At 32.0% G+C, this 13566-nt stretch carries 16 protein-coding genes; 14 read left to right on the top strand and 2 right to left on the bottom strand.

Translation table 11 applies throughout. The features are described from left to right. The first annotated feature begins 55 nt into the window (after positions 1 to 55). On the top strand, positions 56 to 358 hold the full coding sequence (locus tag ACKRLN_RS05880; RefSeq protein ID WP_416334570.1) for a hypothetical protein: 303 nt from the start codon (positions 56 to 58) through the stop codon (positions 356 to 358). Positions 359 to 389: 31 nt separating this feature from the next. Here the strand turns inward: ACKRLN_RS05880 and ACKRLN_RS05875 are convergent, their stop codons facing one another. Both ACKRLN_RS05875 and ACKRLN_RS05870 read right to left on the bottom strand, forming a co-directional pair. Further along, positions 390 to 1211: an HAD family hydrolase gene (locus ACKRLN_RS05875; protein ID WP_203126404.1), complete on the bottom strand. Its 822-nt coding sequence runs from the start codon at positions 1209 to 1211 to the stop codon at positions 390 to 392. A gap of 48 nt (positions 1212 to 1259) precedes the next feature. Continuing rightward, positions 1260 to 1493, bottom strand: a complete 234-nt coding sequence (locus ACKRLN_RS05870) for a glutaredoxin family protein (RefSeq protein WP_296140351.1) — start codon at positions 1491 to 1493, stop codon at positions 1260 to 1262. Positions 1494 to 1578: 85 nt separating this feature from the next. Here ACKRLN_RS05870 and srtB point away from each other — a divergent pair, with 85 nt between their 5' ends. The 13 genes from srtB to ACKRLN_RS05805 all read left to right on the top strand — a co-directional run bounded on the left by srtB (position 1579) and on the right by ACKRLN_RS05805 (position 13556). Then, a complete protein-coding gene (srtB, locus tag ACKRLN_RS05865; RefSeq protein WP_203126406.1) occupies positions 1579 to 2367 on the top strand; it encodes a class B sortase in 789 nt (262 codons plus the stop codon). Next, positions 2364 to 3269 (top strand): DNA-3-methyladenine glycosylase family protein, encoded by a 906-nt coding sequence (locus ACKRLN_RS05860; RefSeq protein ID WP_416335386.1) that lies wholly within the window; start codon positions 2364 to 2366, stop codon positions 3267 to 3269. The genes srtB and ACKRLN_RS05860 overlap by 4 nt, the downstream gene beginning before the upstream one ends. 72 nt (positions 3270 to 3341) lie before the next feature. Continuing rightward, positions 3342 to 3887, top strand: coding sequence for a TIGR01440 family protein (locus ACKRLN_RS05855; protein ID WP_296140348.1), 546 nt, complete (start codon positions 3342 to 3344; stop codon positions 3885 to 3887). 66 nt (positions 3888 to 3953) lie between these two features. Further along, positions 3954 to 5330, top strand: a complete 1377-nt coding sequence (locus ACKRLN_RS05850; protein WP_296140345.1) for an NAD(P)/FAD-dependent oxidoreductase — start codon at positions 3954 to 3956, stop codon at positions 5328 to 5330. 1 nt (position 5331) lies between these two features. After that, a complete protein-coding gene (locus ACKRLN_RS05845; RefSeq protein WP_416334569.1) occupies positions 5332 to 6150 on the top strand; it encodes an alpha/beta hydrolase family protein in 819 nt (272 codons plus the stop codon). A gap of 90 nt (positions 6151 to 6240) precedes the next feature. Then, a complete protein-coding gene (locus ACKRLN_RS05840; RefSeq protein WP_416334568.1) occupies positions 6241 to 7380 on the top strand; it encodes a THUMP domain-containing class I SAM-dependent RNA methyltransferase in 1140 nt (379 codons plus the stop codon). Beyond that, positions 7377 to 8795, top strand: a complete 1419-nt coding sequence (locus tag ACKRLN_RS05835; RefSeq protein ID WP_416334567.1) for a peptidoglycan binding domain-containing protein — start codon at positions 7377 to 7379, stop codon at positions 8793 to 8795. The genes ACKRLN_RS05840 and ACKRLN_RS05835 overlap by 4 nt, the downstream gene beginning before the upstream one ends. A gap of 8 nt (positions 8796 to 8803) precedes the next feature. Beyond that, entirely contained in the window at positions 8804 to 9625 is an 822-nt protein-coding gene (locus tag ACKRLN_RS05830) for an energy-coupling factor transporter ATPase (RefSeq protein ID WP_416334566.1), read from the top strand. After that, positions 9622 to 10479, top strand: coding sequence for an energy-coupling factor transporter ATPase (locus tag ACKRLN_RS05825; RefSeq protein WP_416334565.1), 858 nt, complete (start codon positions 9622 to 9624; stop codon positions 10477 to 10479). Before ACKRLN_RS05830 ends, ACKRLN_RS05825 begins: the two co-directional genes overlap by 4 nt. Continuing rightward, positions 10472 to 11269: an energy-coupling factor transporter transmembrane component T family protein gene (locus tag ACKRLN_RS05820; protein ID WP_416334564.1), complete on the top strand. Its 798-nt coding sequence runs from the start codon at positions 10472 to 10474 to the stop codon at positions 11267 to 11269. Before ACKRLN_RS05825 ends, ACKRLN_RS05820 begins: the two co-directional genes overlap by 8 nt. After that, positions 11263 to 12006 carry a tRNA pseudouridine(38-40) synthase TruA gene (truA, locus tag ACKRLN_RS05815; protein WP_416334563.1) on the top strand — a complete coding sequence of 248 codons (744 nt, stop codon included), beginning with the start codon at positions 11263 to 11265 and terminating at the stop codon, positions 12004 to 12006. The genes ACKRLN_RS05820 and truA overlap by 7 nt, the downstream gene beginning before the upstream one ends. Beyond that, positions 11999 to 12421 carry a hypothetical protein gene (locus ACKRLN_RS05810; RefSeq protein WP_416334562.1) on the top strand — a complete coding sequence of 141 codons (423 nt, stop codon included), beginning with the start codon at positions 11999 to 12001 and terminating at the stop codon, positions 12419 to 12421. The genes truA and ACKRLN_RS05810 overlap by 8 nt, the downstream gene beginning before the upstream one ends. Then, positions 12411 to 13556, top strand: a complete 1146-nt coding sequence (locus ACKRLN_RS05805; protein ID WP_416334561.1) for a DUF4097 family beta strand repeat-containing protein — start codon at positions 12411 to 12413, stop codon at positions 13554 to 13556. The genes ACKRLN_RS05810 and ACKRLN_RS05805 overlap by 11 nt, the downstream gene beginning before the upstream one ends. The last annotated feature ends 10 nt before the right edge of the window (positions 13557 to 13566 follow it).

Below are 13566 nucleotides of genomic sequence, written 5' to 3'. Positions count from 1 at the left end.
TTGAATTTGTTAAAATTGTGGTATAATATTATTAGAATAAATTAAAAGAAATTTGATGTCTTTCAGAAAGGAAAAGATTATGTTGACTACAATTTTTACATTTGCACTGGGAGCTTTTATATTTTCCCTAGTGTTTAAAATTATATTTGGTGTTTTAGGTTTAGTACTAAAATTAGTTGGAAAAGCCTTATTATTGCCATTTTTACTTATTGGTGGCATACTTTTCCTACCTTTAATTATTTTCGGTTTAGGAATTGGACTTATAGTTCAATTTTTGCCAGTCATCTTAGCTGGTGGAGCAATATATTTTGTTTATAAAAAATTTATTGATGATTCCGGAAAATATTGGTACAAATAAAAAGAGCTGACTTTCATTAGTCAGTTCTTTTTTATTTGTTATCAAATGCATATTTTTTAATTGCTTCTGCAACTGCGCCTTCTTCGTTGTCCGCATCAGTTACAAAATCTGCTACTTCTTTTACCTGCAAGTGGGCATTTGCTACAGCTACACCGATACCTGCAGCTTCAATCATTGCTACATCATTATAGTTATCACCGATTACCAAAGTATTTTCCATACCAAATCCATAATATTCGCAAACTTTTTTTAGGGCGGTTGCCTTATTTACATTTTTTGCATTTATTTCCATATATAAATCAGAAGAATAAGCTATTTCACAACTATAGTCAGTTATTTTAGCTACATCTACTTCTAATGAATGCAAGAAATCTATGTCATTATTTTTTATCAAGGCTTTTAGTAAAATTTCGTCTTTTAGAAAATCAATATTATCGCCTTGGATCTCCTCAACTCTGGTCTCGTTTGTATATTCGTTTGACTCTTCGATTGGGTCAAGGTTTATTGCGTATTTACGATCCAGAGTATAGACGAAAAACTGTAAATTGTTTTTGTATGCGAATTCAAAAACGTTCTTGGCATATTCAAATTCTAGTGGCATTGAGTCTACTATTTCACGGGTATCTGCCTTAAGAGTTATGGCACCGTTACAACAAATTATAAATCTGTCTTTGCCAGTAACTCCAGCTTGACTTGGGATTTGCCTTAATTCATATGGTCCACGGCCTGTAGCAAGCATTACTTTTATACCATTGTCTTCTGCTTTGGCTATTGCTCTGGTATTTACCTCTGGTACGTTTTTTAAATTGTCTACCAGGGTTTCGTCAATATCAGATGTTATTAATTTTATCATATTTGCTCCTTCTAAATATTATTCCCATTTGAGCAAAATTTATGACAGTTATTTATTTTCCCTTAAAAATTCTATGATATCATCTGATTCGTATAGGTATTCGCCATCGTGGTATAGGCATGGAACTTGTCTTTTACCACCATTTTCGATTAGATCACGCATAGCATCACGATTTTCTTCTATATTTACTACTTCAATTTTGATATCATTTTCTTTCATAAAGTTTTCTACTTTTTGGCAATATGGGCAAATTGTTCCTACAAATAATTTATAATCATTCATTGTTATATCTCCTTAAAATTTATTTTCATATTATCTTCATTATGGTATATTATACTAATAGTAACTAAATTTTAAAGGTGGTACGATGAAATCTAAAGTAATGAGTGTCGTTAGGTTTTTCCTAATTCTTATAATCCTTGCTTGTATTGCAATTTTAGGAAAAAGGCTACTAGATTACCGAACAAATTCAAATAATAATAAAGAGCTAGCAAATGTGGTTAAAGAAGTTGAGACAGAAATGCAGCATGAAAGTGATGAAAATTCTGATCAAAACTCAAGTGCTGACCCATGGGAGCAAAAACACCAACATTATTTAAAAGTAATGGACGCCCTAGCTAAAAAATACAATAACGAAGATATAGTAGGATTTATAGAAATTCCTGAAGTTGGAATAGCTTATCCTGTTTTACAAGGGTCGGATAATGATTTTTACCTTCGTCGAGGAATAAATAAAGAATACGACATAGCTGGATCTATATTTATAGATATGAATAATAAACCAGATTTTAATGATGATAATACAGTAATTTATGGTCACCACTTGGAAATAAACTCCATGTTTACACCGCTTGACCAATACAGAAAACAAGAATTTGCTGAAAAACATACAACTATCTATTTAGCAACAAAAACTGAACTTCGCGAATATCAAATATTCTCAGCATATGGTATACCAGCAGATTATGCTTATAGAACTCTTTATTTTACAAATAGAGATGACGTTGTTCCTTATTTTAACCAACTAAGAGGCAACTCTGAAGTTAGTCTACCAAATGTTACATTTAAACCTGATGATCAAATCATCACACTTTCAACATGCCAATACGACTATGCTGACCAAAGACTAGCAATTCATGCAGTTAGGGTTAAATAATGAGATATATCTTTAAAGAAAAAAATCAAATTAATATAAAAGAAACTAGTGATGGATTAGTTTTAAAACACGAATCATTCAATCCAACTCATATTTTTGAATGTGGACAATGTTTTAATTTTAATATCGAAGAAGATGGTTCATACACAGCAGTTCACCTGGGAAAAATCATAAATGTCCTAAAAAGAGAAGGTGATGTTTTGATTAGAAATATTTCTCTAGATGACTTTTATGAAATATTTTATGATTATTTTGATCTAGGTATTGATTATAGCGCAATTAAAAAACAATTATCAGAAAATGAGATTTTAAAAACAGCATCAGACTATGGTTATGGAATTAGAATTTTAAATCAAGAGATGTTTGAAACAGTAATTTCCTTTATAATTTCTGCAAATAATGGTATTACTAGGATAAAAAATTCTATAAGAATCATTAGTGAAAGATATGGAGATTATATAGGCGAATATATGGGACGCAAATATTATGGATTTCCAAGACCAGAAGTTTTAGCAAAGGTAGATCCATTAGAGCTTCGCGAATTTGCCAGAGTTGGTTTTCGTGATGTAAGAATAGTTCAAGCTAGCAAGATGGTTGCTGATGGATATTTAGATTTTGATAGCGATCAGACATTATCAACTGAAGAACTAAAAGAAAAATTAATGGAAATGCCAGGAATTGGTCCAAAAGTTGCGGATTGTATTTTACTTTTCACCTATCATAGGCGTGAAACATTCCCAGTGGATGTTTGGATAAAACGAGTTATGGAAACACTTTTTATAGGCCACGAGGTTCCGAAAAGATTAGTAGATGACTATGTTAGAGAGTATTTTGGTGAACTTGCAGGATATGCCCAACAATATTTATTTTATTATGGTAGGGAAGAAAAAATCGGAAAATAACCTTAAGTAAAGCTTAGGGTTATTTTTTTGGAAAAATTTAAAGTCGTATAATATACTTAAGGAGATTTGCATATGGAAAATTTAAAAAATATTAAAAATCAAACTAGAAATGCGATTGTTGAATTGATAGAAGAAGCAGATTTAAAAGAAAATGATATCTTAGTTTTAGGAGGTTCAACTAGTGAGATAAAAGGCGGGATGATTGGAAAAGATTCTAACTTAGAAATTGGAAACGCAGTAATAGAAACGGTATTAGAAATCCTTGATGAAAAAAATATAAAACTAGCTGTACAATGCTGTGAGCATTTAAATCGTGCAATTGTAATAGAAAAAGAAGTGGCCGATAAAAATAATTTTGATATCGTATCAGTAGTTCCCGCCCTACACGCAGGTGGTGCTATGAGTGTGGCAGCATTTAGCCAAATGAAAAATCCAGTAGTTATTGAACACGTGATAGCAAAAGCTGGCATTGACATTGGCGATACAGAAATAGCAATGCATGTAAAATTTGTCCAAGTACCACTTAGATTAAAAGAAAAATATATTGGAGATGCAAGGGTAACTGCTCTTAAATCACGTCCAAAACTTATTGGCGGAGTCCGAGCTATATATGAATAATAGCCTTGTCATTTATAATTAATATTGTATAGTACTCTAGGCAAATTTAGAGAAACGAGGCTTTTTATGGAAAATTATGACGTTATAGTAGTTGGCGCTGGGGCTGCTGGAGCCTTTATGGCCTACGAATTTAAAAGGCTAAATACTGATAAAAAAGTTTTAGTAATAGATGGTGGTAGGCAAGTAGCAAATAGATCTTGTCCAATTACAGATGGAAAAGTTGATCACTGTATTCACTGTAAACCTTGCAATATTATGTATGGATTTGGAGGAGCTGGTACACTTTCAGATGGTAAATACAATATTACGACAAGTTTTGGTGGAGACTTACATGAGTACATAGGTGAAGAAAAAGCCATGGAACTAATGGAATATGTGGATTCAGTTTTAATGGAATTTGATGGTGGAGACTTAGAATTATATTCTACTGATAAAAATGACCTAAAAACAAAATGTCTTCGACATGATTTGCACCTTTTGGATGCAAAAGTACGACATTTTGGTACAGAAAGAAACAAGATTATTCTACAAAAAATCTATGATTATGTAAAAGATCAAATAGATTTTAAATTTAGAACAATGGTAACAGATGTTTCTTATGAAAATAATACATATACTATAAAAACAAATGGTGGGGAGACTTTCACATGCAAGGATCTAGTTTTAGCTGCAGGCCGTTCTGGATCAAAATGGATATCAGAAGTTTGCGATAAATTTCAGGTAAATACTCACAAAAACCGTGTAGACATTGGTGTGCGTGTAGAAGTGCCAGCAGAAGTTTTTAAACACATTACAGATGATGTTTATGAAGCAAAAATTATGTATCAAACCAAGCAATATAATGATGTAGTTCGTACATTCTGTATGAATCCATACGGTCAAGTTGTAGTTGAAAATACAAATGGAATCCAAACAGTAAATGGCCACTCATTTACAGATCCTAATCTTCAATCACCAAACACAAACTTTGCTTTACTTGTAACAAATAAATTTACTGAGCCATTTGAAGATTCAAATGAATATGGTGAATCCATTGCAAAACTTTCAAATATGTTAGGTGGGGGTGTTTTGATGCAAAGATTTGGAGACTTAGTAAAAGGACGTCGTTCATCAGAAAGACGTATGACAAAATCATTTACAAAACCAACCTTAAATGCAACTGCCGGGGACCTATCACTAGTAATGCCTAAAAGACAGCTTGATGATATTATCGAAATGATTTATCAATTAGATAAGATTGCCCCAGGTATGGCAAATGATGATACACTTTTATATGGGATAGAAGTAAAATTCTATAATTCTGTAGTAGAGGTTGATAAAAACTTTGAAACCACTCAAAAAGGTCTATATTGCCTAGGCGATGGCTCAGGGGTGACCCACTCACTTTCTCAAGCATCAGCATCTGGTGTTGAAATGGCAAGAATATTAAATTCAAGAGCTTAATATGAAATATTTTTACGAACAAATATCAAAAAAAGACGGAATAATTTTAAGAGGTGTTATAAACACCCCTGATGACTTTGATGCGAGCAAAAAATATCCGGCTGTGATTTTCTACCATGGTTTTGGTGGAGATCGTAATGGTAGTGCATGGTTTCGAGGACAAAACTCACAATTTTTAACAGATAGGGGATATATCACAATGCGTTTTGATTTTTCTGGAACAAATGAGTCTGATGGCGATTTTTACGATATGACAGTAAGTCGTGAACAAGAAGAAGCCGTTATGATTTATGATTTTACAAGGCTTCGTAAATTTGTTGATAGAAATAGAATTTACCTTGTGGGACATTCCTTAGGTGGGGTAATATCGACCCTTATTGCACCAAAAATTAATCCAAAAGCCATGGTTCTTTTAGCCCCAGCAAGTGATATGAATAATCCTGATTATTTAAAAATAGCTGGAATGACCTATTTTGATCCAAAAACTGATAGGGAAAATCTTGAAAAGCTAGAAATAGCAAAAAAAGTAAGAGAAATAGAAGATGTGGATATAGGTGGAGTAAAACTTCACAAAAAATTCTTGATTGATTTTCTGCCAAAAGATATTTATGGACAAGCTCGCAAATATAGGGGTAATGTATTGATCTTGCGAGGAACTCAGGATGATTTGGTGTATAATGATGCCAACCAAAAGCTTGAAAAAGCTTATCCACATGCAAAATATGAGCAGATAATAGAAGCTGATCATTCATTTAAAAACTTTGATCATAGACAAATAGTTTTTGAAAAAATGTACAATTTCTTAGAAGAGAACAAATAATTAACCACCTACGGGTGGTTTTTATTGTTAATGACCAAAATACCTTAAAAATCAAGATGAAATATTAGTTTTTAAAGTTATAATAAAAGTATGACTAAATTTTTGATTACCACTAGTTTCGGTCTTGAAGCTCTTGTCAAAAGACAACTTTTGGATATGGGATTTGAAGATTTTGAAGTTAGTGATGGGATGATTAGTTTAAATACTGATTTATCTAATATTTCAAAACTAAATATAAATTTACATGAGGCCGATAGGGTCTATCTTGTTATTGATGAATTTAAGGCGCATGATTTCGATCAGCTTTTTGAAAAGGTTAAGCAAATTTCATGGCCAGATTTTTTGGCAAAAGATAGCAATTTTATAGTTTCTGCAAGGAGTCATAAGTCAAAATTATTTTCTATCCGCACTATTCAATCTGTCAGCGAAAAAGCTATTATCGAATCAATGAGAAAAAGATATAATATCAATCATTTTGAAAAAAATGGTCATAAAGTACAGGTAGAAGTAATGTTAAAAAATGATCTTGCAACAGTTGCTATCGATACTTCTGGAGAGGGACTTCATAAACGCGGATATCGCGAGGATACCGTAAAGGCACCACTTCGTGAAAATTTAGCAGCAGCTTTAGTTGACTTATCTTTTTATAATCCTGATAGATTTTTATTTGATGGATTTTGTGGGTCTGGCACTATTTTGATTGAGGCCGCCAGAAAAGCTCGTAATATTGCTCCTGGCATAGACCGAGATTTTGATTTTGAAAACTTTATTTTTATAGACAAAGACCATCATAAATTGGCAAAAAAAGAAGCACTAGAAGTAATTGACTATGACAAGAAACTAAATTTACTTGGCTCAGATATTTCTGGTAGAGCCATTTCTCTAGCTAAAAATAATGCGATTAATGCAGGGGTGGGCGAAGACATTTCATTTATAACTCGCGATATTACAAATGTAGCTATAAAAGATGATTTTGGAATTATGATTACAAACCCTCCCTATGGACAGCGACTATCACATGTTGATACAGATGAAATATACAAAAAAATAAATCAAAAGTTTAAAAATATGGAGACTTGGTCTTTTTATTTTATAACTAGTGATGAGAAATTTGATCAAAAATTTAAAAGAAAACTTTCAAAAAAAAGAAAGTTATATAACGGTGGTGAAAAAGTTGATTTTTACCAATATTTTGGAAAAAAGCCTGATAAAAATGGAGGAAATAATTGACGGAGACAAATAATAACAAAAATGGTAAAAGAATTGGACTTATAATTCTTTCAATTGTTGTTGCTATTTACTTGATAGGAACAATAATTTTTTCAAATATAGCCTTGCCAGGCACATATCTTAATGGCAAAGATATATCCTATGCATCAAAAAAGGAAGCCATAGCATCAGCACCAGAGGATTTTAGCTTAAATGTAAGCGGTCGATCTGATAAAAGCTTTAAAATTAATCCAGCAGACATAGACTACAAAGCAGAAGTGCCTAAGGATGCAAAAATAGATCAAAATCCGTTTACTTGGCCATCTGCCTTACTTAGTAATAAAAAACAAAAATTTGATGTTAACTACAAGGTATTTTATGACAAAGATAAGCTTGATAAAGTAATTGATAGCTCAAGTGTGATGAGCAATTTTACCGAGCCAGAAAATGCAAAAGTTGCGATGAAGGACGGAGACTTTTATATAGAAAAAGAAGTTTCCGGAGATAAAATTGATAAGGAAAAATTAAAAAAAGCAATAATAGATAACATAAATACTAAAAGCAATGATTTAGTTTTAGATGATAGTTATTATGTAAATCCAGAACTTACAAGTGATTCAAAACAAATTCAAGATGCCTTGGCTGATGCTCAAAGCTTAAAAGATATGTCAATTAAATTTAATTTTAATGGTTTTGACCTAAAACTTGAGGGAGATTCATTACTTGATTTATTTGATATGAATGATGAAGGCCCAGAACTAAATTATGATAAAGTATATGAGTATGCAAAATATCTTGCAAGCGAAACAGATACTTATGGAAAAAATCGTAAATTTAATGCTACAGGTATTGGAGAAATTGTGGTAGGTCCAGGAGTATATGGATTTAGACTAGATGTTGATGGCATGGTTGATAAAATCTATGAGCAAATAAACTCTAGACAAAGTGGAGATATTGAGCCAGTTTATGATAACATAGCTTTTGTTAGAACTGAAACTGGGGAAGATATTGGTGATACTTATGTAGAAGTAGACATTTCTCGTCAGCATTTATGGTTTTATAAAAATGGTAGCCTAATTTTAGAGTCTGACTTGGTTTCAGGAAGACCAGTTGATGGATGGGCTAGTAATGTCGGTGTTGGTCAAATCTTAAATAAAGCTGCTAATACAAAATTAAGAGGCTTAAATTTTGATGGACAAACATCATACGAAACACCAGTAGATTATTGGATGCCAATTGGATGGGACGGCGAAGGATTCCATGATGCGCCATGGAGATCTGCTTTTGGTGGACAATTATATTTACAAAGGGGATCACATGGTTGCTACAATCTGCCACCATCAGTTGCCAAAACTTTATTTGAAAATGTAGATTACCTAACACCAGTTGTGGTTTACGAATCAAGTACAAATAACTCGCCAGCAATGGCTTATTAAGAGAGAATATGATAAAAATTGAAAATCTAAGTTATGCTTATCCATCAAATGATGATGAAGAGTTACACTTTGCCCTAAATGGACTAAATCTTGATATTAATAAGGGAGATTTTGTTGCAGTTTTAGGGCATAATGGTTCTGGAAAATCAACCCTAGGGAAACTAATGAATGCACAGATTTTTCCGACAGAGGGCAATATTTGGATAGATGACTTAAATACTAAAGATGAAAATTTAATATGGGATGTGAGGGGCAAATGCTCCATGGTTTTTCAAAATCCAGATAATCAAATGGTTGCAACAACTGTCGAAGAAGAAGTAGCCTTTGGTGTAGAAAACTTACAAATCCCAAACCCAGAGCTGCGTGAAAGAGTAGATAATGCTATAGAATTAGTTGGTATGAATGATTTTAAAACAAGAAATCCAGCTAATCTATCAGGTGGACAAAAACAAAGAGTTTCCATAGCTGGTGTAATTGCAATGATGAGCGATTATATCATTTTTGATGAGCCGACAGCTATGCTTGACCCACAAGGTCGAAAAGATGTCATAAGGCTTGTAGAAGATTTAAACAAAAATTATGGTAAGACAATTATATATATAACACATTATATGGAAGAGGCTATAATTGCTGATAAAATAGTAGTTTTAGATAAAGGACAAAAGGCCCTGGAGGGATCTGCTCGTGAAGTTTTTTCTAAGGTTGATCAAATGAAGGACCTAGGTCTTTCTGTACCTCAAGTAACCGAGGTAGCTTATGAACTTAAACAAAAAGGTGTAAAATTTGATAGGTTACCATTGAGTATTGATGAATTTTTGGAGAGCATATGAATTTAGATATAAAAAATGTTGATTATATTTACAATCAGGGACTACCTTCTGAAGTATATGCTCTAAAAGATATCAATCTACACATAGGAAGCCACGAGATCATAGGTCTTATTGGTCAAACAGGATCAGGAAAGTCTACCCTAGTCCAATTACTTAATGGACTTTTAATTCCAAGTAATGGTGATGTTATAGTAGATGACGTAAATACAAAAGATAAGGAAAAACGCAGAGATATCAGATTTAAAGTGGGTTTGGTATTTCAATATCCAGAACACCAACTTTTTGAAGAATCCATTTCAAAAGACATTGCCTTTGGCCCTACAAATATGAAACTATCAGAAGATGAGATAGATTTAAGAGTTAAAGAAGCTATGGCAAAAGTAGGCCTTGATTATGAGAAATACAAGGATGTATCCCCATTTGAAGTTTCTGGTGGCCAGCAAAGAAGAGTCGCTGTTGCAGGAATCATTTCAATGAATCCAAAGGTTTTAGTTTTAGATGAGCTAACAGCAGGTCTAGACCCGGTAGGACGTGAAGAAATATTTAGAGAAATTATAAATATTTACGAAAACGACCCAGAACTTACTATTGTCCTAGTCAGCCATTCTATGGAAGATGTTGCAGAGTATGTAGATAGGGTCATTGTAATGAATAAGGGACAAATTTATAGCGACGTATCCACATATGATACATTTACGAAAGTAGATTTAGAAAAAATAGGCTTAGATGTGCCTCAAATTTCAAAATTTATGACAGCTTACAAAGAAAAGGGACATGATGTTCGCGATGATATTTACACAATAGAGGATGCAGTTAAAGAACTTAGTAGATATTTAGGAGTAGCCAATGAATAAAGTAACAATAGGCCAATATTTACCCTTTGATACCTTTATCCACAGGCTAGATCCTAGGGTAAAACTTATCGGAGTTTTTGCTTATATCATCACTATATTTTTTGTAGATGATATTATTAGCTTTATTCCATTTGCAATTTTGCTTTTTGCTATGCTTTTTGTAGCAAAGATTCCTATAAAAAATGTATTTAAATCTCTTAGACCCTTATTATTTATTATCATTGTAACTGCGCTTATAAATTTATTTACAGCCCCAGGAAATGTAATATTAAATGTAGGACCCCTAACAATTACCGATGAAGGGGTATATAGAACTGTTTTTACAGTCATAAGATTGATTTTAATTATTCTTACTACTTCAATATTAACGTATACAACAAGTCCTATGGAGTTAACTGATGGGTTAGAAAAGTTATTTTCTCCTCTAAAGAGATTTGGTTTTCCAGCAGGAGAGCTTGCAATGATGATAAGTATTTCCCTAAGATTTATCCCAACATTATTTGATGAAGCAAATAAAATAAGAATGGCACAAATGGCAAGAGGTGCAGACTTTGAGTCTGGAAACATTATAAATCGTGCCACAGCTATGATTCCGCTTTTGGTACCACTTTTTATAAATTCATTTAAAAGATCTGATGAGCTTGCAACTGCTATGGAAGCCAGAATGTACCGCATTGGGGAAGAACGTACTAAACTTAACGAAATCTTTATGGATAAAACAGATTATCTGACTCTCTTTTTATTCTTAGGATTTTGCGTATTTATGATAGTTAAAAAATATATATGGTAAAAAATATATTACTTAAAATCGGCTATGACGGAACTAATTTTCACGGTTTTCAGTACCAAGAAAATCTTAGAAATATTGAAAGTGAAGTAAAAAAAGCCATTCATAAGGTAACAAATGAAAATAATCGCATAATTGCAGCAGGCAGGACTGATGCAGGAGTCCATGCCTATGCTCAATATGTAAATTTTTTGACAGCTACAAATATCAATCCTAGGGCCTTTAAATTTCACATTGAGCCTTATCTACCAGATGATATTATTTCTTTAGAGTCAAAAGAAGTAGATTTGGGCTTTCATGCCCGATTTTCTGCAAAAAGTAAAACCTACCAGTATGTTATTTTTAGGGATAAAATAATGCATCCCATACATAGAAATTATATGGAACAAATTACATACCCTTTGGATTTGGATAAACTCCAAAAAGGACTTGATATACTAAAAGGTGAACACGATTTTAAAGCTTTTATGCGTATAGATAAGGATTTAGAAATAAACACTATCCGTAGTATTGAAGATGCATACTTTATTGAAAATGAAAGTAGATTAGAAATATATTTTAAAGCAAATAGTTTTTTGCACAATCAGGTAAGGATAATGTCTGGAGCCTTGATAGAGCTAGCTCGTGGCAAATTATCTTTAGATGATTTTAGAAATTTTTTTGATTCTAAAAATACAAAAAAAGCAAACCCAGCCCTTTCTGCAAGTGGGCTATATCTATGGAGTATTGATTATGAGTGATACAGAAACAAAAAAATCAAATTTTTTAAATGAATTTAAGGCCTTTGTCCTAATATTTATGACCATATTTGGTTTTTTTAATGTAGAAAATAAAAAAATGTTATATTTTATGATTCTAGCAAGTGTTTTGCTTATTGCTGTAGTAATATATATAAAAGAAAATGATTTAAAATTTACCAAACATTTTCTAAATATAATTATAGTATTTTATAATATAACTACACTCATATTTATGGTACAATATTTTATAGGCGGCATTGAAGAAAATAAGCTATTTGAAGTATTGCTTAAACCATTTTATGATGGAGAAATTTTTAATATTTCAGCAATAATTTGGATTTTTGTCCTAACTTTATTTTTGCAAATGCTACAAGTTAATTCAAATAGACCTAGTGGAGAAAACTATGGAAGATAATAACCAAAAAATAAAAGATGAAGAGCTTTACGATCCTGAGCTTGAAGAAATACTAAATGAAGAAGACCAAAGACCAGGCAAAAGAAAAAATAGATATAAAAATTTAAATCGCAGAAATTTACTTATCGGCCTACTTTTAATTATTTTAATAGCAGCTGCTCTTTACTTTGTAAATAAAAAACAAAATTCAACCAGTAAAGATATTCAAACATCTGAGTCCATCGATCAAAATTCTTACAATGAATCTACAATCATGAGGGTAGACTTAAATCAAATCAATAAAATCAATATTGATTTAAAAACAGCTGATGTCCGTATCCAACGTTCAAATACCAACCCTTACATCGAATACACCAATCTTAAAAGAGGAGATGAAGATGAATACACCATAGATGTTTCTTATGAAAATGGGGTATTGAATCTAAAATCAAACATTAAGGGTAAGGAATTAAATATGAAAAATAAGGTGCAAATCCTTAGAATTTTCTTGCCTATGGATAAAAATCTTGAAGAAATTAAAGCAAATATTAATGCAGGTGATGTAAAAGTAAGTGATTTAGAAGTTAGAAATCTAGACTTAAATGTAAAATCTGGTCATATTAGCTTTGAAAATTCATTTTTTGGTGGAAGTGTGACAAATGAAGCTGGTGACATTAAACTAGATAAATCTGAACTATTAAATACAAAACTTACAACAAATGCTGGAGATATCTTAATAAACGAAAGCAAACTGGGTACCAGATCAGATTTTACAACCCAAACTGGAGATATTATTATAAGCTCCCAAGATGGTTTAGATAATTACAATGTAAAAGCAAATCTTGAAGTAGGAAATTTCATACTTGGAAATATTTCTTATAGAAATATAAAAGATGGATTTAGCAAAAATAATAAAGCTCAAAAAGATATCAGCTTAAAAACTAAAGTTGGGGATATAACCTTTAATAAGGGTGAAGGAGCTATCCTAGAAGAGGAAGAATATATTACAAATAAAACTCCAACTGAAGATGACCAAGAAGATACAACATCAGAAGATGAAAATGAAGAAGAGCCTACCGACAATCCTGATTCAGATCTTCCTAAAGAAGAAGTAGATGAGGAAGCGGAAAGCCAAGACCAAGAAAATAATAATTAAGTTCTTAGGA

This window comes from Anaerococcus sp. AH8042_DFU013_CI05 (assembly GCF_047936775.1).
Taxonomy (GTDB): Bacteria; Bacillota; Clostridia; order Tissierellales; family Peptoniphilaceae; genus Anaerococcus.
This window is presented reverse-complemented; position numbering and strand designations above follow the sequence as displayed.

Bases quoted from the DNA above. Each gene is read 5' to 3' on its own strand.
- ACKRLN_RS05850 (WP_296140345.1), top strand. From the start codon at position 3,954: ATGGAAAATTATGACGTTATAGTAGTTGGCGCTGGGGCTGCTGGAGCC.
- ACKRLN_RS05820 (WP_416334564.1), top strand. From the start codon at position 10,472: ATGAATAAAGTAACAATAGGCCAATATTTACCCTTTGATACCTTTATC.
- ACKRLN_RS05810 (WP_416334562.1), top strand. From the start codon at position 11,999: ATGAGTGATACAGAAACAAAAAAATCAAATTTTTTAAATGAATTTAAG.
- ACKRLN_RS05840 (WP_416334568.1), top strand. From the start codon at position 6,241: ATGACTAAATTTTTGATTACCACTAGTTTCGGTCTTGAAGCTCTTGTC.
- ACKRLN_RS05875 (WP_203126404.1), bottom strand. From the start codon at position 1,211: ATGATAAAATTAATAACATCTGATATTGACGAAACCCTGGTAGACAAT.
- ACKRLN_RS05805 (WP_416334561.1), top strand. From the start codon at position 12,411: ATGGAAGATAATAACCAAAAAATAAAAGATGAAGAGCTTTACGATCCT.
- truA (WP_416334563.1), top strand. From the start codon at position 11,263: ATGGTAAAAAATATATTACTTAAAATCGGCTATGACGGAACTAATTTT.
- srtB (WP_203126406.1), top strand. From the start codon at position 1,579: ATGAAATCTAAAGTAATGAGTGTCGTTAGGTTTTTCCTAATTCTTATA.
- ACKRLN_RS05880 (WP_416334570.1), top strand. From the start codon at position 56: ATGTCTTTCAGAAAGGAAAAGATTATGTTGACTACAATTTTTACATTT.
- ACKRLN_RS05825 (WP_416334565.1), top strand. From the start codon at position 9,622: ATGAATTTAGATATAAAAAATGTTGATTATATTTACAATCAGGGACTA.
- ACKRLN_RS05830 (WP_416334566.1), top strand. From the start codon at position 8,804: ATGATAAAAATTGAAAATCTAAGTTATGCTTATCCATCAAATGATGAT.
- ACKRLN_RS05845 (WP_416334569.1), top strand. From the start codon at position 5,332: ATGAAATATTTTTACGAACAAATATCAAAAAAAGACGGAATAATTTTA.
- ACKRLN_RS05870 (WP_296140351.1), bottom strand. From the start codon at position 1,493: ATGAATGATTATAAATTATTTGTAGGAACAATTTGCCCATATTGCCAA.
- ACKRLN_RS05855 (WP_296140348.1), top strand. From the start codon at position 3,342: ATGGAAAATTTAAAAAATATTAAAAATCAAACTAGAAATGCGATTGTT.